Genomic DNA, 20,843 nt, shown 5'->3' with positions numbered 1-20,843 from the left:
GTGGCAGGGTGTGCATATGGGGTGACGGTGCGGGGCGAGCCCGCGCCAGACGTATACCCAGGATGAGGAACTCATGAACACCGGTATTTCCGACGACGTTCCCGGCGCCGATGAGGCTGCCACGGCCCAGCACAATCGGGCTAGGCGCGACGCACTGTCGACCGCGGCCGCAGACCTATGGACGGGTCGCCACGACGGCGACGGCGCCCAGCACGCCCGTTGGCACCAGGTGGTTCGCAGCGCTCCCGGATCAAACTCACCCTCTTCCCCTCGGCACAGACCTGTATCCAACGCACATCAGAGCTCGGCAATGGACGCACATCAGGACCGGCTGTCCAGCGCACAGCAGGGCTGGGCATCAAACGGGCACCACGACCCGGCGCCCACCGATCCACACCATCTAGCCATTCACATGGCAGGCTTTTGTTCCGACGAAGGTGTGCGCCGCAACCGCGGCCGAACAGGAGCAGCCCTAGGCCCCGATCAGCTGCGCCGCGCACTGGCACCGCTCGCATTGCATGATGCGCGCGCCACGACGGATGTTCCCGTATTCGACCATGGAGATATCCGGGTCCATGGGCATGACCTGGAAACAGCGCAGGCGAAGATGGGCGACAAACTCGCGGCTATTCTCCGCGCCCGTCCCCACGATCTCGCGGTTGCGCTCGGCGGCGGGCATGAAACAGCCTGGGCTTCCTACCAGGGGCTGCTTCGCTCCGGACGCTTGGGCGGCGACGTGCGCTGGGGTGTGCTCAACCTCGACGCCCACTTTGACCTGCGCCATGAGGACCAGCCGACCTCCGGCACCCCGTTTTTACAGATGGCTAATTCTGAACAGCGCTGCGGCAGGGCGCTTCGTTACGCCGTCCTGGGGATCAGCGAACCATCCAACACCGGCGTGCTCTTTTCAAAGGCTCACGACCTCGGGGTTTCGTATCTCACCGATGTGGAGTGCGCTGAGGGAGGTTTCTCGGCGGTGCGCAGTTTCGTTGAGCACTTTGTTCGGGATCTCGACCTTCTCTATCTCACCATCGACCTCGACGTACTCCCCGCTGCGCACGCGCCCGGGGTATCAGCGCCCGCCGCATACGGTGTGGCGATGCCGTTGATTGACTGCGCCGTACGCACAGCGGCCAGCAGCGGGTCACTGGCCTTAGTCGACGTGGTGGAACTCAATCCGCACCTCGACATTGATAACCGGACCGCACGCACTGGAGCCCGTCTCATCGACACCGCCGTGACCCACTGGATCAGAGCTTCCCGGTCATAACAGGGCGCTCCGGTCGCAACGACCGCACCCAGGCGCAACCGAGGCCATAGCGATAACCGAGGCGACAGACATAACCGACCGCTCCACGAACACCGTGGACCGGGTCGACAGACATAACCGAGCGCGGCCATGAACGCCGTGTGCAGCTATTCCTTCACGGTGCGCCGTTAAGGACACGACGGGCGCCGAAAGCTTCCAACCGCGACAATTCGTGACCACATTGTGTTCACGCATTTAATTTTTATATTCAACGGTAATATTCAACTGTCACACTCCATGGCCGCATATGAGAGTTCATTGCGCCATATGAACGGACTTCATCTGCTCATCGCACAGTAGTCCGATAGGTCAGAGGCGGGACTTTCTGCCGGGGTCAGCGGGACCATCGCACCTAAAATGAATCCGCTTAATCAACCGGCTATATCCCCGCATCACCACATTGTTCTTCTAATAACGTCGTTATATTTGTCGGCTATGCCGGACGGCCCTCGCCATTCAAAGGTCGACCCGCTATAACAGACGTTGACCATCTGGTCAGGTTCCGCATTAGTCTCTAGCCACCAGCTAAGACGAGCCTGATCAGCCGCCGTGTCACCCGAGGAGTGCCCGATGCCAGCCACTGCGCCTGACCTGTTCGTCCCCCCGGGGATGTCGTTCGTCAGTCAGCGCACCGTGATCCAAGTCCTGCGCCGTGCCAGCACCCCCGAAACCATCTCTGATATCTGCCGCGCGTCAGGATTATCCAGGCCCACGGTGGCGTCAGCCATCAACGCACTGTTGGAAGGCGGGGTGATCACCGAGGAAGCCCCCACCGGTTCCACTCCTCGCGGTGGCCGCCCCAGCAGACGCTACCGGCTCGCTACCCACGCGTTTTTAGTCGGCGCAGTGGTTTTACACAGTGACCGGATCGAAGTGCATATCACCGACCTCGACGCCACGCCGCGCGCCCAGCGTTCCCTCGATGTACCCGACAACTTTCGCGGTGTCGATGACCTTCCGCTCCTGATCGAAGAGCTCCTGAACGAAGCCCTCGCCGAGAACACCATCCGCAACACTCCCCTGGCGTGCCTCGTGGTAGCCGTGATGGGCGTCGTGCAAAATACCCGCATCATCACCCGCTCAGGGATTTTTCACCGCTGGCGCGGCTCTCTTCTCCACGATTTTTTGACCCAGCGGTATCAAACCACCGTCATCGTGGAAAACAATGCCAACCTGGCAGCGCTCGCCGGGGCAGTCAATGTTCCCGACACCGGCACCATGATTTGCTTGCTTCTCGGCTCGCATATCGAGTGCGGCCTGGTCCTGGGAGGGTCCATCCACCGCGGCGCCCATGGCGAAGCAGGGGAACTCAGCAAAGGCAACTGGGACCAGCTATACCGACTTCTAAGCACCGGTCCGAGCCTCGAACGCCGGGGCCAGAACGTATATTCTCGTGCCTTCGCGGGCGACAGTGACGCCGTGGCTTTCGTCCAGCAAGCCTCGCACATGATCGGGGACGGGCTCGCCCCGGTGATCGAATTTATCGACCCCGACCGGATTGCCATTGGCGGTGAGGCAGCGGCAGCAAAAAGCGTGCTCACCCGCGGCATTGTCGACACCCTCACCAGACGATTGGGTTGGAGCCCCGATATCTTGACGATCCCACTCGGATCCCGCGTGGTCGCCACCGGCGCCATCATCGTCGGCACCAGATTCGCGCGCGAACGCTTTCTCAGTGTCAACGGAACAAAGACCGCCCCAGAGCCTGAACCCGTGTCCTAGGATTTTCACGCCAGCGCTGCGCGGATGGATCCCACACCCCTTCAGCGAGGGTTCCGTCAAGCACCGTGTTCAGGCAGCGTCCTGCGCAGCTAAGCGACTGGTCGAGATCGTGAAATGCTGCGGGGAAACCCGTAAATCGGCGGGCAGCAGCCGGATATTCACTGATCCAAGACTCGTGTGGCGCACAAAGCGCTCTGGGTAATTCATGGATTCGGCGCCGCGAACATTCATAACGAAGCATGGTTTTGAGTCGAGCACCATCGATCTCCAAATCCAGCACAATGCGAACAATGTCTGCTAAATCTCGGTAACGCGTCGACCAGGCTGTCGGCCCGTTATGTTTTTCGTATAATGCACAGACCTTATCTGCTATTTGATTTTCGATTGGAACGACAGGGACCTTTGGGAGGTCACCCAACACTTCGTGATCTATTACGGGGTTAAGAGCTAGATAGTCCACGGGACCAGTAACATGCCGGCGCACTGTGAAATCAATGGTAAACCACTCAAAAACTTTGGGACCGAGAAAGACGGTGAGGTGCGCCGTCGCTGTTTTAGATCCGTAACCATAGGGGTCGCTACGGTCATGCGAAGTAAAACGATCGATCACGAAACTGAAAGGATCCCCCACGTCGCGGGTGAGAATTTCTTGAAACTCAGCTCTCAATTCATCATCGCTTTCCCATCCTTCGGCGCGCGCTAAGTCGACATCCTGGGTGAAGCGGCCTCCTCCGGTACGGAGCAATAGGGCATTACCGCCGAGAACTATCCATCGCCCATTGTCCTCACTAAACATGCGGCGGAAAAGCAGTTGGAAGGCGAATTGCTTGCGCACCTCTTCGATCGATGCACCCTTCACGTTAACAGCATTCTTGAGTTTTTGGTTTAATGACGCCCGCAGCGCTTGGGGCGTTTGAGGTCGTCTTCGACGCTTAGAATTAACCACCTTTATTCTTCCATATCAGCTTCGTCGTGATTGTGGGAGCGAGCACGATCAGAGTGTTGAACACTGGGGTCTTCAAATATACCGAGCTGTATTTTGGGGAGTTTCCCCTTTAAAGGTCCTTGAACCGCATCGGAACTAGACTGGAACGGACTTCCATGTTGGTTAAAGGCCTCCCCGATAAGGTGAGCGAGCCTCTCAACCAGTCCTGATTTTTTGAGTTGCCGAGCAATAGCCTCATCAAGCCCCGAAGCAAGGTTAATCGAGCTCTGGGACGCAAAAGCCTTCGCCAGAGCGCGGGTTGCACTGAGATTCATCGCCACAGCGGGAAGGCCCACCACCTCTAGGCTCGCCTCGACGAGCAAAGCGCCATTCGCATAACCGTATCTCCCCGCATAGGGATCAAGTCGGGCCGCAAGGTCACGAGGACGCACATCAGGAAAGGCAAGCGCATCGCTAATGATGGTTCCAAGATGGTCGAAATCGATCGATGTCGCGGCGAGATCTGCCACGGTTCGCGGAATGGAAGTCACCGGCAATCCGTGGACGATGACGACATCACCCGTGACATCCGCGCGGTGAAACCGAAGATCTGACTGAATGGTTTGTCGACGCTTCGGCGCGGTGAATTCATGCTGCTGGGGAATGAGATTTCCAAGACCGTGCACGGTGGCCGCCGAGACGAACGACACGACGACATCGCACGGGTTTAAGCGTTCCCCTCCAAGCGCTTTGGAGTTTGTACTCAGCCACGCTGCCTTCAAATCCTGAAGGGGTCCGTGGTCCGCCGAAGGCAATGCCCACACGCCGCGTCGCACAGGCGAAATGATGGCGTCGTCGCGGAGCCTCCCCATCGTGACCCGGGAAATTCCGTATTCCTCAGCCTGGCCGGTGGTGACGAGTCCCCATTGAGAAGATCCGAGCTCTTCAAGCGTGGTGATCACGTCGACAGAGCGCATCAGACACCTCCTGAGCTGAGAAAGTAACACCTATGATGTTACAAGATAAGCACAATACTCATGCAGGTGCTTAGTATGTTACTCCAGGAGGGTCAACCGAACAGCTGCTGGCCATGGGTTACGCACCGGCGCCATCATCGTCGGCACCAGATTCGCGCGCGAACGCTTTCTCAGTGTCAACGGAACAAAGGCCGCCCCAGAGCCTGAACCCGTGTCCTAGGTGTTGGGCGCGATACGAGGGTCTCCGCCTCAACAAGGTCTGCGGGTGCCGCAGCGGCCACGACTCCCTACTGAAAAACGCCGAGCATTTCACGTAACTCATCGGTCAGTCCGATAACGCGAACCTCCACGTCGGGTCGCACGAGCGTGTCCGGGGTGACAACAAATCGCTGTTCCACCACCGATCTTCCACCTGCAGACTCAACACTCGTACCATTCAGCTCATAGCCACAGACTCGGGACACCCCGAATGATGCCTGGTTGCCAATTACCGCGGATGATTCTGCGCGGGTCGCCCCGAGGTAGTCGAACGCAAACACCAGCATCATCTGCCGCATCAGTTTGCCAAATCCGCGGCCCTGTTCAGAACGTGTGAGCCATGATCCTGAACGAACGCATCGCGTGACAGAAAACTGTTCTGCCGATATTTCCTGCGACCCAATGATTCGACCATTTTTGAGTACCGCCATGGGCAGGCGCCAACCGTCCGGCTCAAAACCCGCACGCACCTTCCACTGATATATGAGGGCACCGCGTTGACGTTCGCTTGGGTTCTGTCGATACCACGGGAACACGTGGTCGGCTTCCTCATCCTCGAAGATCGGGGAGTCGAGAAGTTCAAAGTATTCCGGGAAGTCCTGATCCCGCATGAGCCTCAGAGTGAGCTCACCCGCTTCAATGCGTACACCAAACGGCGGAAAGGCCTTCGCTAAGGGATCGGGTGCACTGCTTTCATCACAATTCGCCATTCTCATACCCTACGACGGGTACATCTGCCTACGACAGGCATAGCTGAGGGGTGCCGCAATGTGCGCGACACCCCTCAGCTGTCCATGGATCCGAGCCGCCGCGAGCATGAGGGAGTGAACTTCTACCTGTACACCACAGGTCAGATCCCGCTCGTCACCTCGTGTGAGGATGCCGTAGCGGCGGCGTGGTCTTATTCGGCGACGCGATCAGCTTCGCCAGTGATGGTTTTCTTTTCATCGCGGTGGGCCACGGAAATCTTGCGGGGCTTGGCTTCCTCGGCCATAGGGATGGTCAGTTCCAAAACACCGTCGTGGTAGCTGGCCTCGATGCGGTCCAGCGCCACCCGGGTGCCCAGCGTGAGTTGACGTGCGAACGTTCCCACGGGGCGCTCGTGCGATAGCCACTGGCGATCTTCGTCAGCTGGAGCCGACGTGCGTTCCGCGCGGATGGTCAGGGTCCGATCCTCGACGTCGACGTCGATCGATGCAGGGTCTACACCCGGCAGGTCGACCTGTGCCACGAACACATCACCGTTGCGGAAAAGGTCCATGGGCATAGCCAGTGATGCAGGCGTCCTGGTCATGTCCGAGAGGATGCGGTCCATTTCATGCAGGGGGTTGAACGAGCGTGCCATGACTTGGTTCTCCTTCGTCGTGCGATCATGCTGTGATCTAGGGGGAACAGACCTACGGTGCGATCCGTGACCCGACATCCACGCGGCCATCCACAGGGGTGCCAGTGAGGCATGCGGGCCTGGTTTCTATCACCTCAGATCCGAACTTACGTGAAGTGCAACGCCGCTCGCACCCCACGTATTCCAAAGTTGAGTCTAACGCACTCAACCCGGGTCCGCAAAGGACTTATCGGGCACACCTATCGCCAAGTATGCGCATCGACGAATAGGCCCACCTCAGTCGACGGGGCTCACACGAATGACATTCCCGTCAGGGTCAGCAACCATGAAGGTGCGACCAAACACATCATCGTGGGGCTCCTTCACCACCCGTGCCCCCTTGGCTAACCATTGCAGGTAGAGGTCATCGATCTCGGTGGCCGAGTTGGGAATCATCAGCCCCACCTCACTCGCTCGCGAAGCGGTCCCCGATAGATCGTGGCTATGCCCGCTCCACACCGCAAAGAGGACTCCTGGAGCTACCTCGAAGGCGACGTAGCGAGGGCTAACAAAGACCGGCTCAATGTCGAACAGATTGCTGTAGAACGCGGTCGAACGTTCCGTATCACTGACGTATATCAGAAAAAGATTTGGGGCTGGCATGGAGAGATCACTCCTCGGTTCGATTTATTCTGTCACCACTCAGACCATCACTGATATACGACAACTAATGTCATCTTTATGAAAAGATCAGGCCCGTGAAATCAGCCCGCCTGCTGTCCATGCTGTTGCTCTTGCAGACCCATGACCGATTAACGAGCAGAGAACTAGCCCGTCGGTTCGAGGTATCTCAACGCACTATCCTGCGAGATGTCGAGGCGTTATCAGCCGCAGGCGCACCTATCCGCACTGAGCGGGGTCGATATGGAGCCATCGTCTTAGATAGGCGAGCCCGGCTAGACCTGGCACGACTCAACCCCGCCGAAATTCAACTCTTAACCACGACTGGCATTATTCCGAGCACACTCGCACAGATCGGCCTCGGCAACGTGAGCGCCCAGACCCAACAAAAACTTGCTGCCGCCGCATCCCGGATGCCCCACGATGAAGCTTTACCTCTGGCAGACGTCCTGCGCATTGATTCGTCGGGATGGTTTTCCAACGAACACAATATGGACCTGCACGACTTGCTAGAGGCCGCACGTAATCGACGCCGTATCCGTCTCCGCTACCGACGAAGCGGAGAGCTAGTAAGTACACAGCTCCTTGTTGACCCCTACGGCCTGATAAATAAAGCGGCCTCCTGGTACCTCATTGGCGATGTCAAAACCGTTCCTCGCATGTTCAAAGCGAGTCGCATTGAAACCTATGAGGTTCTTCAGGAGCAGGCAGATCTCCGCGCAGGACAAACACTCACCAGTGTCTGGGACCGTCTGATGGACGAATTTTCACCAGCACGGGCGGTGACGATTCATGCAAAGCTGCGGGCCACGCGTCTCGACCTTGCCCGACGCATCCTCGGATCACGAATCATCAACATCGCGGAAACACAGGGTGAATGGGTTCAGATTACGCTCGCATATCCCGAGATGGAGTCTGTTCGCCAGCTTCTCCAGTTCGGGGATCATATTCAGGTGATCAGTCCGCCTGACGCAGTTCGACGAATACACGATCTAGCGTGCCATCTAGCACAGGCCCACCCCTCCCCCTAAGAAAGAGGTACTCCGCATGGGAACCGACGTTCTACTCACCGGATTCGCTCCGTTCGGCGGAAATAATGCCAATCCCTCCTGGGGTGCCGTCTGCCACGCCCAAGAATTGCTCTCCCGCTATGTTGACGTGGAGGTAGCCGAGATACCGGTGACCTTCGGCACGGCAGAAGGTGGCGGCGGGGCACAGGTTGTTCTAGATCTAATCGCGCAGCATCGTCCACGACTCGTTATCGCAACCGGTCTCGCCAGCGGCCGAACAGCTGTCACGGTTGAGCGCGTCGCCGTCAATATTCGCGACGCTCGCATCCCTGACAATGACGGCGCTCAGCCCATCGATGAACCCTGCATTCCCAGTGGCCCGGTCGGATATTTCTCGACGTTGCCTCTGAAACGTATTGTGCACGCCCTCACCTGTGACGATATTCCCGCAGCGGTGTCTCAAACCGCAGGTACATACGTATGCAATGACGTTTTTTATCGGCTCATGCACGTCGCGAGCACTAATCAGCAAATCCGCTGGGCCGGATTCATCCATGTGCCTGCGGTATCCGACCTACCCGCACGCACGAGTGGTATCGCACTTGCCCGAGCCGTGGACGTGACCCTCAATCTGGGCAGCGACGCAAGCGATATGAAAATCTCTGGTGGGTCAGAGCACTGAGATACATCACTCCCCACAGACCCCAATCGATCGACTGCGAGGGGATGCCCACCAAGACGCGAAAAGGCCCCGACAGCCCGCCGCCAGTGTGAAAGACCCGCCTCTGATCTACGCTCCCACAGAGTTATCCACAAAATTATTCACAGCTGGGGACTAATCACACGCTTGTTATTTCGCAGGTGTGCTCGCGTGTCGCCCCGTACCGGTTGTGGATGACTGCCGCCCAGATGCGCCACCGCGCCTGCCGTCACGCGCTATTCGCCGCACCCCCTCGAGCGCACCTCGCCCCCCTCGGCTTCACCTCCGCACCGCCACAATAGGTATGAGCAGCAGACCAAACACTGTCCACTGAGGCTACAGCGCCACTTCGGATCGTATTCTCCGTTCTACCAGCAAAGATAGCCATCTAAATGCGAGAGGGGGACATCAGGCGCGCCCGCCAAGCTCCCCCAACATCGCGCCGCGACCCGAGCCCATGACGCCCCTCATGCCTCCCGCCGCAGCGGCGGCCAGAGGCGGTGGAAAATAAGCGCACCGAACTAGGCCCGAACTGTAAAACCGTCCTCGGATCGCACCACCGCAGCCAGTTCAGCGGCGACACCCAGAACACCCTCCGCAGCAGACACACCCATGAACGTCCACAGAATCCCCGCGGTTATCCACAGTTTTCAGCTTTAGTTCAGGTTTCTCCTCACTCCATCCCCAAAGTTATCCACACCCTGGGGATAGTCACACCGCTGTAGTTTCACGGTCGGTGTTCACCCCGATGTTGATGAGGCACCGACGCCAAGCCCAAGGCCAAGGGCACCCGCTCAACTTCCCATGCGATGTCGGTGCCAGATTCTCTGATGCCCGGCCCGGGTTCCACGCACCCGACGACGCTCACACCCGATACCAGGGGCGAACCCGCGGACGCACATACAGCATGACGGTCGCGATCGCCGTCCCCACCACTAAGCCCCCGACATGCGCCTGCCACGCAATGTTCGGGAAATAGAACGTGATGAAAAGGTTGATGGCCACCAGAATCAAGATCTGTCCGGTCGGCTGATGCATCTTCTTCGCCAGGATAAACAGGGCCCCAAACAGGCCAAACACGCCACCACTCGCGCCCACGGCCCACGTAATCCAGGTTTCGGCGGAGGCCAACGCCGTCACATACATGGTCACGTTCCCGGCGATTATCGATACCAGGTAGATCGTGAGATAGCGCCACCAGCCGTACGCCTGTTCAACCGCGCGTCCCACCACCCAGAGCACGTACATGTTGAACACGATGTGTATGACCCCGGCATGCAGGAAACCGGCGGTCAGGAACGTCCATGGATGGTCGGCGGCGAGCGCGGGCATAAACGCCCCATAAAACTCCACCTTCTCCGGGATCAGCATCTGCCCCAGGTAGGCGAGCACACACAGAGCGATCACCGTGTACGTCACCACGGGAGTTCCTGGAGCGATAACTCGTTTGGTTACCGTACGTGGCTGCTCCGGGGTTTGATACAGCCCTCCAGGTGGAGTCTGGCCTAAACCACCTGAGAGGCCCGTTTCGGTACCACCGGATCCTTGTGGCGGGTAGACGAACACCGCGCGGGCTTCGTCATCCAGCGTTTCGTGCTGCTCAGCTCCGGTTTGCGACGGACCGGGTAAGCCATAGGTAGGGCGTCGACGGGGCGAATCTTGAGGCGATGGAGACGTCATCCCTCATTCCTACACCACCGGTCAGACATTCGGCGCACGGAGGCTGTCACCAGCAAAGTCAACCGTTCGATTGATCTGACAGAGCGTCATAAAACTTAGCGTGAAAGCGCTAAGACCGACGTAGCCGTAACAAACCTACGCGTCTGAGCACGACCGTATTCATCGCCACCACATCGATTTTGAGGAACCAACCGTGGCCATTTTTTGAACGATATGAAATACACTATTATTAATGATATACTTAAGAAGTACCTTGGTCAATGTCAATATCTCATAGGAGAGAGCTTGAAAATCCAAAAAGTGATCAGTGTATCAACTACCGTCGTGGTTGCTTCGGCGCTCGCGATGACGACCATCGCGCCCGCCACTGCCGCGCCACGAGCAGCGGAACCCATTGCGGAGACCGTCGTCTCGGTCACGGGTTCCTCCGTCGGCGACGCGCAGCAGATTGAAGAGCTACTGCGGGCGATCGACCAGATCCCCGAGTCTGTCCTCCTCAAAGGAGACGCGGCGACCCGCCTCTGGGTGGCTCAGAACTTGCAGGAGAAGCCCTTGACGATCGAGGGCATGGTCGTCACCGAGCCCACCGGCTTCCTAGAGTGCTCAGGCGCTATTCTGCTGGCCATTGGCACCACTGCGATCCCGATTGCCAAGATCATTAAGATCAAGAAGCTGATGGATTCGTTAGGCGGCGTGACTAAGGCAATCAAGCTGATGTGGGGAGCGAGCTTCTCTCATGAGAAGCTGAAGGCTCTCGGCGGGGCTGCTGCCGCGTTGGGAGCCGAACTGCTCGGCATTGCAGCCGTCAAGAAGGCCTGCCCCTGGAAGTGGTGAAGGAAGTTAGGGGCGAAATGAAACGGAACCTCAGGTACACATTGGTATTCGCCTGCCTCGCGGCAGCGGCTGTCGCCTACGTGGTATTTGATACCTGGCTCGTGACCGCGATCTTCGGGGCGTGGGCCATCATGATCCTGACGTTCTTCGGAAGCAAGCAGGAAAACGTCAGACCCGGTGCTGCCGACGGCATCGATCCGAAAGCTGTCAAGGAATACCGGAAGCAGCACCCAGAAGCATCGATCATCGAAGCAGTGAACGCGATCAGCTCGTAAAAGCGGGCATGACCGGCCCCGGAGCGGCAGAAAAACCGCTCTGGGGCTTTGTCGCGCCCGCGCCAGTTCCGAGGGTTCCCTCTAGACGGACTCAGTTGAGCGGAGTATCGCTGACACAGGGCAAACACGCGGAGCGCGTGCGGCAACCCGCCGGGATGGCTAACGCTCCCCGGCGTCCTCCGCTTGCTTCGACGCCCAGCAGGGGCAGTCATCGTCATGGTTGCCACAGTCGCACGCGTGGGGGCCGCGGTGGTAGTGGAAGCCGTGCTCGCAGCGCATGATGTCAGTCATTGTCACGCTTCCCTTCTTCCAGAGACGATCTTGATGGTCTCCAGTGTCTGCTCGGTAGTTCGCACCCTGCGCCCGTGGCCAACGGATTGGATGCGCACATCCATCAGCGTTTCCACGGTGACACGCTTTCGAGCCAGAGTCAGCCGGTCCCACCAGACGCGCACGTCCTCGCGTCCGACGGCCTCGGCCAGCGGGTCGCGGCGCACCGTCCGCGCGATCTGCTCGCTGACGCTACGCAGTTCCGAGTGCAGCTCGTCGAGGGCGGGCTCCACGGCGGCGGGTTTCATCTTGACCCCGACGATCAGTAGGGCGATTGACGTCTCTCGGCCCTCCAGCTCGACGAGACGGGCGTTCAGGGCCGCAATGTCGGGGCCGTCGTCTGTGGGCGTCAGCAGGTCACTTGCGTCGTCACGCGACAGCCTGGCGACGGCGAGCTCAGCGACCAGTTCGTCGATGACGTCACCGTTGCGCATGAAGTGCCCTTCGGACGTTAACCTCACCGTCGTGATCGCGCTTCTGACTCTGATCGCAGCGGTCATGCCCGCGACCCGCGGCCTCGGTATCGCGGCTGCGGTCGGCCTGATGACCGCGCTTATTTTGGTGCTCTTCATGCTGACTCCCCTGCTCGCGATCACCGGACGCGGCGTCTTCTGGCCCTTCATTCCCCGCCCCGCCGTCGCAGCAGGTGAGCCACCGACACGTCATGACACCAGCACAGGGGATGACACAGCGGCACATCACGGCGGCGCAGGGGAACCTCATGGCACGAGCACAGCTCAATCCTCCATTCCCGCTCAGGCTGCTGCGGCACCCGATATCAACACACGCACAGCCACGCAGTCCAGCACTGCCACGGACAGCGCCACCGACAATGACCGCGGGATTTTCCACGCGGTGGCCTCGGCAACTACCCGGCGGCCCGTCCTTGCGACTGTTGGCACCGTCCTTCTTCTGGTCGTGTTCGCATGCGGACTAATCGGAACCAGAGTCGGACTCACTCAGCTGGAACAATTTGCTGTGCCGAGCGATTCGGCGGAAGGCCTGCGCGTCATGGGTGAACATTTCCCCGCTGGTGAGGCCCAACCGCACCTCATCGTCGCCTCCAGCTCATCGCAGAAACAAGTGATGAATGCCGCGGCCCATGTCGACGGTATTCGGCGCGTCACCCCGACCGGCACCAGCCCCAGTGGTCTGGTTCAACTGCGGGCGGTGGGCTCGGCAGAACCGGATTCCGCAGCAGCGCAGCGGGAGGCCCAGGATCTTCGCGACGCCGTCGGAAACATTCCGGGGGCACACGCCCTGGTCGGCGGATCGAGCGCCACGGCTCTGGACATCCGCCATGATTCCATGCGCGACCTGATGGTGGTCGCCCCGTGGATTCTCGCGGTGGTGCTGATCGTCTTAGCCGTGATGTTGCGCGCGGTGGTTGCGCCGCTGGTGCTGGTGGCTGTCAATGTGCTCAGTGCCCTGGCAGCTATCGGGCTCGGCAGTTTTGTGGGAACCCATCTGCTGGGATTTCCAGCCCTGGACATCACGGTGCCGTTGCTGTCGTTCCTGTTCCTGGTTGCCCTCGGGATTGATTACACGATTTTCCTCGTGCATCGGGCACGGCATGAAACTATCCGTCTGCTCGACGACGGGATTCCGGGCGGGATCCGTCGCGCCACTCGGATCGGCATGGTCCACGCTGTCAGCCGGACGGGGGTGGTGATCACCAGTGCGGGTATTGTGCTTGCCGCCGTATTCGCAGCGCTAGGGGTGCTGCCGCTAGTCGTGCTCGGACAGCTGGGGTTGATCGTCGGTCTCGGCGTGCTGGTGGACACCTTGCTCGTGCGCACGGTACTGGTTCCGGCGCTGTTTGCACTGCTCGGACGCGCCATGTGGTGGCCTGGACGGCTAGCTCGGCACACCCGGCGCGGTTGAGCTGCCCCACCGGCACAGCTGGGCAAGCCTCACCCCCAACGGCTCATAGGTCATGCAGCAGGCCCCGGACTCTTTGCACATGAGCGTAGAGTCCGGGGCCTGCTGCATATCGTCATGAGCTCTCACCCAGCCGACGCATCGTGCAATCAGGTTGTGGTGAGAACATCAACCGCGCAGTGGCGCAGGTGGGTTAGTCCTCGACGGTCACCGAGTTAATGGTGATCTCCTCAAGCGGGCGGTCACGCATATCCGTCTTGGTGGTCGCAATGGAGTCCACAACCTTCTTGGACTCCTCGTCGGCGACCTGGCCGAAGACGGTGTGCTTGCCCATCAGGTGCGGGGTCGGGCCCACAGTGATGAAGAACTGAGAGCCGTTGGTGCCTGAAGGACGACCGGTAATAGCGTTCATCCGCTTGCCCGCGTTCGCCATAGCCAGAACGTACGGGGAGTTAAAGTCTTTTTCGGGGTGAATCTCGTCGTCGAAGGTGTAGCCGGGGCCACCGGTTCCGGTGCCGAGCGGACATCCACCCTGGATCATGAATCCGTCGATGACACGGTGGAAGGAGATGCCGTCGTAGAACGGACGGGTCACCTTCTGGTTGGTCTGAGGATCCGTGAATTCCTTGGTGCCCTTCGCGAGACCGACGAAGTTCTCGACGGTCTTCGGAGCGTGGTCCGGGAAAAGTTCGAGACGGATGTCCCCGACAGAGGTGTGCAGTGTTGCGAACATGGGCTCATCCTCGCACAGACGACACGGTCCGCGGGACAACTTGCGAAGCTCAATCCCCGTCGATGCATCCGATTTTCACGTCCGCAGCAGCCGTGACCTGGACTTTTCTCGGTGGTAGGTTCTGCTGCCCGCTTACCGTTTCGCCGATGGATTGCGGTCTCTCCCACGACCGCATCACCCGGTCATGACACCACGACTGTCACGCATCAGGGTCACGCCGTCGCTCGGACCGCGTTCCATGGCACCAGCCCTAAGTTAACTGACCGCGCCATGCATCACGGGTGAACGCCCGAGAGCATCCCTTCACGTCGCACGTAGCAAGCAACCTCCCGACCATTAGCCCGCCACGTCACGCGCATACAGCTCCTCGAAGGCGGCCATCCGCTGACGGTAGTGTTCGGCGAACTCGGGGCGCGGCTGCACTACTCGTGCCGATGGGACCGGGGCACGCTCACCGTCCGGATCAATCACGTCCAGGGCCAGCAAGGCAGCACCCCGCATGGTTGACCGTTTCAGCTCGACGTGGTGCACGGGGGTTTCTAGCACGTCGGCCAACACCTGAACCCAGCTGGGCAGAGCGGTTACCGCACCTCCGGAGAGCATGACCTGCCTCGGGCGTCCGGCGACCTCAACCAGCTGATCGAACACACGCCGATAAGACAGCGCAACCCCTTCAAAAACGCCTCGCACGAGGTCCTGAGAGGTGGTCGCCGCCCCGATTCCGGTCATGGTCAGCCGGGCGTTTCCGTTCCATCCGGTGGAGCGTTCCCCGGACAGGAACGGCAGAACCAGCGGGGTTGCGGGCGTGGGATCAGCGGTAAAGGCGGTATCGAACCAGGCCACTGGCAAAGTCCCGGAACGGTCAGATACTTCCGGTTCGGCACGGTTGACCACGGCTTCCACCCATTGGATGAGGCGTCCCACATCGTTGAGGGCGCCCCCGACCAGTGAGCGGTGATCATCAATCCGGTAGCACCATAAGCCGGTGGGCAGGGTGTCAATATCTGTCTCGGCCACCACCCGCACGGCTCCGCTGGTGGCCGCGGACATACCGAATGTTGAGGCGCCGACAGCTCCGATACCGAGATTTGCGGTGAGCCCGTCCCCCACCACCGGCAGCCACCGGGCACCGGCGAGTGCCGGCCACCGCGCATCGGTTCGGGTACTGCTGAGCGTGTTATCGGGGTTGTGCACGGGGTTCAGCTGCGAGGTTTTAATGCCTGCGGCTCGCACAATGTCGGTGGACCATTGCCCGGTACGACGCTCAAGCATTCCTGTCCAGCCCGCTTCAGCGGTTCCGATCGCCGACACCCCGAGTAGGCGCGCATGAACGTATTCCCCGATGGTCATAAAGGTTTCGCAGCGTGCGAAAACTTCAGGTTGCGTGCGCGCCAGGTAGCGCAGTTTCGCCGGTAAATACGAGGTGTGTAGCCGGGTTCCGGTGAGCTGCTGTATCTGGGCTTCGTCGAGTTCCCGGCGTAACTCATCGACGTCACCTGTAGGGCGGGAGTCGGCGTAGGTGGTGCATGGGGTGACTGCCTGACCGTCCGTATCCACCCCGACCAGGCTCGCAGAGAACACATCGAAACCGACTGCGTGCACCTGCGGCCCAGTTATCTCCTGCGACGCAGCCGTTTCTTGCGCTCCGGCGGTCTGCAAGGTCCTAGTCGTGGCCTGCGGCGTGGTCTTCTGATGCGACTCAACGCCGTGGTCTCCATCATCACCGGTCAGAGCGGAGCGCCTGGATCTCCGCCATCGGTCCTGAAGTTTGGCGAGCACTGTGTCGATCACCCGAGCTACTTCGTCAACCAGTTGATCTGCGTCAATTTCACTGGTGCCGTCGGTGTCCGTAGTGAACGCGTGAGCTATTTTCGCTCGGACTCCGGAGAGCGGACGACCGGTGGCATCGTAGATACCGCCGCGTGTTCCGGTGGACCCGATATCTAGGGCGAGCACGAGTGGCAGGCGGGCATCATCAATGGTGATGGCAAACGGATCAGGCACTACTTCCTCCGGACGACGTGGGGTTCTCGGGGCCGGTCGCTGCGACGCGCGGCCCGTTGGATCACATCTGAGCGTAGCGGGAAGGGCACCGGGCCAGATCCATAACGCCTAAACGACGCCCCAAATCCTCAACGAGCACCGATTCGTCTTTGACTATAAAGACAAAGAAAAGTCACTAGGGGCTGTTAGCCTTTAGGCTAACAGCCCCTAGTGACAGGGATGGTTTTCAACGTACTCGTGGAAGGCTTAAACCTACTCACTACATGACGGCTACTCGCAGTGGTTTACATACATCCGTTCACTGTTTAACGAGCCGGGCGTTTAGTATCTGGATCGCCTTCCCTGAAGCCTTCTTTCACATACCCGATGAAGACGTACCCAAGATAAATCACCAGCGGAGCCCAGATGCATGCGATCAGCGCAATTTTAAGCCCCGTCGAAATTTCAGGAGACGAGCCTATTGCGAGGTAGAGAATGATGGCTATGAGGACCCACACCCAGAACCGCGGGGAGTGCTGCAATCCTCTCTTCTTATATCGTTCCATTGGTCACCTCATGTGCAGTTATGGGCCCACGTTGGACTTCTTCAACGGTTAGCCAATAGTTAATCTTGATACAGTTGCCGCGATCATAGTATTCACCAGCCTTAACTTCCCACCAAGCCCTTCCGCAGGTGGGCAACAACCTTACCCTTTACAGCTCCCTCGGAAACGCTTCCTTGCTTGTCGATAAAGTAAGCGTACTTCTTGCCGGTTCGAGCGTCATCAAACTTATACAGACCCCCCTGATCCGTATTCATAATTTCTGGCTTGGTGAAATGAACAAGCGGGTTGCCCACAACCTCGGAGCCCTTCTCAACGAGGGGCACGCGATTCCCAATCGTGGGCCTGGCGCTTGCGACCGCACCGCCACCCCACGAGAGACTCATCGTTACTAGTGCGGTTATCGTAGATTTCCCTACCTTCATTGGCCTGCTCCGATCTTCGGATATCCCCTCCTGATAGGTATCGCACCTATAGAAGGTTAGACATGGCCGGTTGGACTAAGTCAACACGTCCACTCAAATTGACCGAAGCGTTATAAACAACGATCAGGTCGCACATTTCCCTCGCCCCGCACACACATTCAACTGGACAGCAGACCCACCGACACCGTCATGTCAGCGAGTAAGCCCCTCCTCTAATCAGTCGAGTCACACCCACCCTTGCCCACGTACCCGCGCTAGACCGGGATCGCTATTCGATCGTCATTCGGCTATAGATAGCTGCTGTAAATGGCCGCGGATCACCACCGCTCATCACCGACTTTCGGCGATGGCCCGCCGCGTCCCAGCGCACGGTGAGCCGCGACACGGTAGGCTGAGACGGTATGGGACGTCCGTTCGTCCCGGACCGTTCATATCGTGTGGTCTCACCACGGTTACACATATATGTACTGTGGGGCGCAGGCCCGGTATATGTATGGTCCGGTAAGGATGTACAGGCATCCCGTCACGCCTCCGTCGGCGGTCGCCGTAAGACGTCTGCCGTATCGATTGCGAAAGGAAACCCGCGATGGGCATCATGTGCTGCAAGAAGAAGGCGACGAAGAAGGGGATCGAGCAGGCCAACGCCGGTCTTAGCCGCGTCTTTTCCAACGTTGGCCCCCTCGTAACCGAGGGTGCCCACGAAGCGCGTATGCGCGCCACGGATTTCTACGACACGTACAGCCCGGTCGTGGCCGATCGTGTTCGCCGCGGCGTCGCCAAGCAGAACGAGCGCGTTATGAATCTTGCCGAGAAAATCAATCCGAACGCCGCAAAGCTGCGGGAGGACGTGCGCCAGGATTACCTTCCGCGCGCTAAGAAGACCTACGGCGCCACCAATGCCACGGTTCAGGCAACTGTTGCCGCCGCTGTGGACGCTGCCCGTAAGGAATGGGAGAAGGGCTACAAGGACATTCACTCGGCAGTCACCACCCCCACCAAGCGCAAGAAGAAGCGCTCCGTGGGCAAGACGCTGTTCCTGCTGACCCTGGTCGGCGCAGGTGCCGCAGCCGGATATGTGGCCTGGAAGAAGACCCGTCCGATTGAGGATCCGTGGGCACCGCCCGCTGATTTCGCTCGCGCCCACTATCCGGCCGCCGGTTCGGACGACAAGGATGGCGCCGAAGTGTCCGACACGGTTGCGGGCGCCGAAGCCGGTGACGTTGCAGGTTCGCTGACCTCTGACACGGCAGCTGAGAAGGCTCGTCGCGAAGAGGACGAGAAGAAGCGCGGCACCCACCGCGGCGATCTCTGATCGGCATGTAGACCGTCGTTGGATTCCACTGCCGAGCACGCGTAGCCAAACCCGTCCTACCACGGCGTGTGGCCGTTGCTCGAGAGCAGCTGGGCTCTAGCGACCCACCATCGCGAGGCGGTGACCGTGACAACGCGGTCACCGCCTCGCGATGTCACGGCTCAACCTCGTGGTGCTATGGCATGACCTTGCGGTGCTATAGCTCAACGTCAAGGCGCCATGAAAGCCGTGCACCGGCACGTTAAAGAGGGCATCCTCACCGCGCGACCTCGCCTCGTAACCCTGTGCGCTTGCGCCACATACCGCACCCGCCTGACGTCACCTTCCCGCATCGATCCCCCTACACTTGCTGGCGTGTACACACCCGTGGACCGACCGCTTCTCACGCCCCGTTTGGAGCTCACACCGGTGACAGCGCACGATCTCCCTGCGCTGTGGAATATCCACTCTCATCCCGCGGCATTCGCGGACGATTCAATTGGCCCGCTCAGCACCGTTGACCAAATGCGGCATGTGCTCAATCGCTGGCTGCTGAAATGGCACACCGATGGGATCGGTTACCACTGTGTGCGGCTTCGCCCGGAGACGGGTGCGCATGGGCGCGTGGTAGGGGTCTGCGGCACCAAGTTCCTGACCTTGAACGGTCGGAAAGTCCTGAACTGTTATTACCGGATGCTGCCTGAGGCCTGGGGGCAGGGGTACGCCACCGAGGCGATGCGCGCCCTGTTGGGCCTGGCTGACCGGATGCTGCCCGGGACAGAAATCATTGTGCACACGGCGAGCGCCAATCTACGGTCGCGGCGTTTGGCCTCTAGGCTTGGGTTTTTACCCACTGATGAGCGCGATGAGGAGGATCCCACCGATCACGTGATTCTGCGTCGCATTGCCGGGGCGGGGCGTTATGCTCCGTCGCCGAGTGGTGACTTACACCTGGGCAATCTCCGCACCGCTGTGCTGGCGTGGATGGCGGCGCGGCGAGAAGGTCGCCCCTTTGTGATGCGCGTTGAAGATCTCGACCGGGTGCGACCCGGGGCGGCGACCCGTCAGCTTGAGGACTTGGCGACCTTAGGGCTCGATTACGACGACGAGGTGTTGTTCCAGTCTTCCCGCTCTGATGCTTATGCGCGTGCCCTATCCACGCTCACGGAACAGGGCTTGGCGTACGAGTGTTATTGCACCCGCCGGGAAATTCTGTCGGCACCATCCGCGCCGCATTCCCCACCGGGGGCCTACCCAGGTACCTGCCGGAATCTGAACGAGGCAGCGCGGGAACGGGGACGAGCCCGGATGCGGGAGCTTTCGCGCGAACCCGCACTCCGCCTGCGCTCTAGCGTCCGATCTTGGACCGTGCATGACCGCCATGCAGGGATCGTGTCAGCCTCCGTAGACGACCTGGTGCTGCGACGCGGCGATGGCGTGGTGGCCTATAACCTCGCGGTGGTGGTGGATGACGCATACCAGGGTGTGGGACAGATCGTGCGAGGTGATGATCTGCTGACCTCTGCGCCCCGCCAGGCCTATCTGGCACACCTGCTCGGCCTACCCACCCCGGATTACGTGCATGTTCCGCTCGCCGTCAACACCTCGGGGGCACGGTTAGCTAAACGCGATGGCGCCGTGACCCTGCGGGAACGGCTTCAGCGAGGGGAGAGTGTTCCGCAGGTTATCGAACAGATCTCAGCCTCTCTCGGATATCCGGGCATTGACGATGTGCATGATCTCGTGCTCGCCTTCGACCCGGATGCTATGCCCTCTACGCCCTGGGTGGTAACTGGCGACTGACCCGGTGCCGGGATGGTCCTGTAACGATTAATGCTCCGAGCCTGGTGCTGGCCGGCCCAACAGTGACCTAGTTGTGCTGACCGACCCGACGCCGACGTAGTGCTGGCGGGCCCAACACTGACATGGTGCTAGACGACCC

Annotated in this window: 19 protein-coding genes; 9 read left to right on the top strand and 10 right to left on the bottom strand. The window is 59.9% G+C overall.

Annotated features, from left to right (window positions below):
* Positions 1-73: 73 nt before the first annotated feature.
* Complete coding sequence (hutG, locus tag BN1724_RS09180) at positions 74-1,270, top strand: formimidoylglutamase (protein WP_084252929.1); 1,197 nt, start codon at positions 74-76, stop codon at positions 1,268-1,270.
* Positions 1,271-1,879: 609 nt separating this feature from the next.
* Positions 1,880-3,031, top strand: coding sequence for an ROK family transcriptional regulator (locus BN1724_RS09175; protein WP_058235113.1), 1,152 nt, complete (start codon positions 1,880-1,882; stop codon positions 3,029-3,031).
* Here BN1724_RS09175 and BN1724_RS09170 read toward each other — a convergent pair.
* The 5 genes from BN1724_RS09170 to BN1724_RS09150 all read right to left on the bottom strand — a co-directional run bounded on the left by BN1724_RS09170 (position 2,988) and on the right by BN1724_RS09150 (position 7,178).
* A complete protein-coding gene (locus BN1724_RS09170) occupies positions 2,988-3,890 on the bottom strand; it encodes a nucleotidyl transferase AbiEii/AbiGii toxin family protein (protein ID WP_058235112.1) in 903 nt (300 codons plus the stop codon). The genes BN1724_RS09175 and BN1724_RS09170 overlap by 44 nt on opposite strands.
* Before the next feature lie 89 nt (positions 3,891-3,979).
* The gene (locus BN1724_RS09165) at positions 3,980-4,933 is read right to left on the bottom strand and encodes a type IV toxin-antitoxin system AbiEi family antitoxin domain-containing protein (RefSeq protein WP_058235111.1); all 954 of its coding nucleotides are present in this window, start codon (positions 4,931-4,933) and stop codon (positions 3,980-3,982) included.
* Between the two features lie 287 nt (positions 4,934-5,220).
* Positions 5,221-5,901, bottom strand: a complete 681-nt coding sequence (locus BN1724_RS09160) for a GNAT family N-acetyltransferase (protein WP_058235110.1) — start codon at positions 5,899-5,901, stop codon at positions 5,221-5,223.
* A 191-nt stretch (positions 5,902-6,092) separates the two neighbouring features.
* Positions 6,093-6,536 carry an Hsp20/alpha crystallin family protein gene (locus tag BN1724_RS09155; protein WP_058235109.1) on the bottom strand — a complete coding sequence of 148 codons (444 nt, stop codon included), beginning with the start codon at positions 6,534-6,536 and terminating at the stop codon, positions 6,093-6,095.
* Positions 6,537-6,812: 276 nt separating this feature from the next.
* Complete coding sequence (locus tag BN1724_RS09150) at positions 6,813-7,178, bottom strand: VOC family protein (protein ID WP_058235108.1); 366 nt, start codon at positions 7,176-7,178, stop codon at positions 6,813-6,815.
* Positions 7,179-7,273: 95 nt separating this feature from the next.
* On the opposite strand from BN1724_RS09150, the gene BN1724_RS09145 reads away from it, so the two are divergent.
* Together BN1724_RS09145 and BN1724_RS09140 are read left to right on the top strand one after the other, a co-directional pair.
* Positions 7,274-8,227, top strand: a complete 954-nt coding sequence (locus BN1724_RS09145; RefSeq protein WP_058235107.1) for a helix-turn-helix transcriptional regulator — start codon at positions 7,274-7,276, stop codon at positions 8,225-8,227.
* 16 nt (positions 8,228-8,243) lie between these two features.
* A complete protein-coding gene (locus tag BN1724_RS09140) occupies positions 8,244-8,888 on the top strand; it encodes a pyroglutamyl-peptidase I (RefSeq protein ID WP_058235106.1) in 645 nt (214 codons plus the stop codon).
* Between the two features lie 882 nt (positions 8,889-9,770).
* Here BN1724_RS09140 and BN1724_RS09135 read toward each other — a convergent pair.
* Positions 9,771-10,586, bottom strand: a complete 816-nt coding sequence (locus BN1724_RS09135) for a rhomboid family intramembrane serine protease (RefSeq protein ID WP_058235105.1) — start codon at positions 10,584-10,586, stop codon at positions 9,771-9,773.
* Positions 10,587-10,871: 285 nt separating this feature from the next.
* Here BN1724_RS09135 and BN1724_RS09130 point away from each other — a divergent pair, with 285 nt between their 5' ends.
* A complete protein-coding gene (locus BN1724_RS09130; protein WP_157085844.1) occupies positions 10,872-11,420 on the top strand; it encodes a hypothetical protein in 549 nt (182 codons plus the stop codon).
* Between the two features lie 17 nt (positions 11,421-11,437).
* Entirely contained in the window at positions 11,438-11,695 is a 258-nt protein-coding gene (locus BN1724_RS09125; protein WP_058235103.1) for a hypothetical protein, read from the top strand.
* Positions 11,696-11,988: 293 nt separating this feature from the next.
* On the opposite strand, the gene BN1724_RS12955 is transcribed toward BN1724_RS09125, so the two are convergent.
* Positions 11,989-12,486: a hypothetical protein gene (locus BN1724_RS12955; protein WP_157085843.1), complete on the bottom strand. Its 498-nt coding sequence runs from the start codon at positions 12,484-12,486 to the stop codon at positions 11,989-11,991.
* Positions 12,487-12,490: 4 nt separating this feature from the next.
* Here BN1724_RS12955 and BN1724_RS09115 point away from each other — a divergent pair, with 4 nt between their 5' ends.
* Positions 12,491-13,909 (top strand): MMPL family transporter, encoded by a 1,419-nt coding sequence (locus BN1724_RS09115; RefSeq protein ID WP_231928210.1) that lies wholly within the window; start codon positions 12,491-12,493, stop codon positions 13,907-13,909.
* 190 nt (positions 13,910-14,099) lie between these two features.
* On the opposite strand, the gene BN1724_RS09110 is transcribed toward BN1724_RS09115, so the two are convergent.
* The 3 genes from BN1724_RS09110 to BN1724_RS09100 form a co-directional block, all read right to left on the bottom strand.
* Positions 14,100-14,639, bottom strand: a complete 540-nt coding sequence (locus BN1724_RS09110) for a peptidylprolyl isomerase (protein WP_058235100.1) — start codon at positions 14,637-14,639, stop codon at positions 14,100-14,102.
* Between the two features lie 336 nt (positions 14,640-14,975).
* Positions 14,976-16,643 (bottom strand): gluconokinase, encoded by a 1,668-nt coding sequence (locus BN1724_RS09105; RefSeq protein WP_058235099.1) that lies wholly within the window; start codon positions 16,641-16,643, stop codon positions 14,976-14,978.
* Positions 16,644-16,948: 305 nt separating this feature from the next.
* The gene (locus tag BN1724_RS09100; RefSeq protein WP_058235098.1) at positions 16,949-17,188 is read right to left on the bottom strand and encodes a hypothetical protein; all 240 of its coding nucleotides are present in this window, start codon (positions 17,186-17,188) and stop codon (positions 16,949-16,951) included.
* 1,017 nt (positions 17,189-18,205) lie between these two features.
* On the opposite strand from BN1724_RS09100, the gene BN1724_RS09090 reads away from it, so the two are divergent.
* Together BN1724_RS09090 and gluQRS are read left to right on the top strand one after the other, a co-directional pair.
* Positions 18,206-18,922, top strand: coding sequence for a hypothetical protein (locus BN1724_RS09090; protein ID WP_231928209.1), 717 nt, complete (start codon positions 18,206-18,208; stop codon positions 18,920-18,922).
* A 354-nt stretch (positions 18,923-19,276) separates the two neighbouring features.
* Positions 19,277-20,704: a tRNA glutamyl-Q(34) synthetase GluQRS gene (gene gluQRS / locus BN1724_RS13595; protein ID WP_407919303.1), complete on the top strand. Its 1,428-nt coding sequence runs from the start codon at positions 19,277-19,279 to the stop codon at positions 20,702-20,704.
* Positions 20,705-20,843 lie beyond the last annotated feature (139 nt).

Source organism: Devriesea agamarum, assembly GCF_900070355.1.
Lineage (GTDB): Bacteria > Actinomycetota > Actinomycetes > Actinomycetales > Dermabacteraceae > Devriesea > Devriesea agamarum.
The sequence above is the reverse complement of the archived record's forward strand: the minus strand, read 5'-3'. Positions and strand labels throughout refer to the sequence as shown.

Excerpts from the sequence above, each read along its gene's own strand:
- hutG (WP_084252929.1), top strand. The coding sequence starts at position 74 with ATGAACACCGGTATTTCCGACGACGTTCCCGGCGCCGATGAGGCTGCC.
- BN1724_RS09175 (WP_058235113.1), top strand. The coding sequence starts at position 1,880 with ATGCCAGCCACTGCGCCTGACCTGTTCGTCCCCCCGGGGATGTCGTTC.
- BN1724_RS09165 (WP_058235111.1), bottom strand. The coding sequence starts at position 4,933 with ATGCGCTCTGTCGACGTGATCACCACGCTTGAAGAGCTCGGATCTTCT.
- BN1724_RS09160 (WP_058235110.1), bottom strand. The coding sequence starts at position 5,901 with ATGGCGAATTGTGATGAAAGCAGTGCACCCGATCCCTTAGCGAAGGCC.
- BN1724_RS09155 (WP_058235109.1), bottom strand. The coding sequence starts at position 6,536 with ATGGCACGCTCGTTCAACCCCCTGCATGAAATGGACCGCATCCTCTCG.
- BN1724_RS09150 (WP_058235108.1), bottom strand. The coding sequence starts at position 7,178 with ATGCCAGCCCCAAATCTTTTTCTGATATACGTCAGTGATACGGAACGT.
- BN1724_RS09140 (WP_058235106.1), top strand. The coding sequence starts at position 8,244 with ATGGGAACCGACGTTCTACTCACCGGATTCGCTCCGTTCGGCGGAAAT.
- BN1724_RS09135 (WP_058235105.1), bottom strand. The coding sequence starts at position 10,586 with ATGACGTCTCCATCGCCTCAAGATTCGCCCCGTCGACGCCCTACCTAT.
- BN1724_RS09125 (WP_058235103.1), top strand. The coding sequence starts at position 11,438 with ATGAAACGGAACCTCAGGTACACATTGGTATTCGCCTGCCTCGCGGCA.
- BN1724_RS09110 (WP_058235100.1), bottom strand. The coding sequence starts at position 14,639 with ATGTTCGCAACACTGCACACCTCTGTCGGGGACATCCGTCTCGAACTT.
- BN1724_RS09100 (WP_058235098.1), bottom strand. The coding sequence starts at position 17,188 with ATGGAACGATATAAGAAGAGAGGATTGCAGCACTCCCCGCGGTTCTGG.
- BN1724_RS09090 (WP_231928209.1), top strand. The coding sequence starts at position 18,206 with ATGTGCTGCAAGAAGAAGGCGACGAAGAAGGGGATCGAGCAGGCCAAC.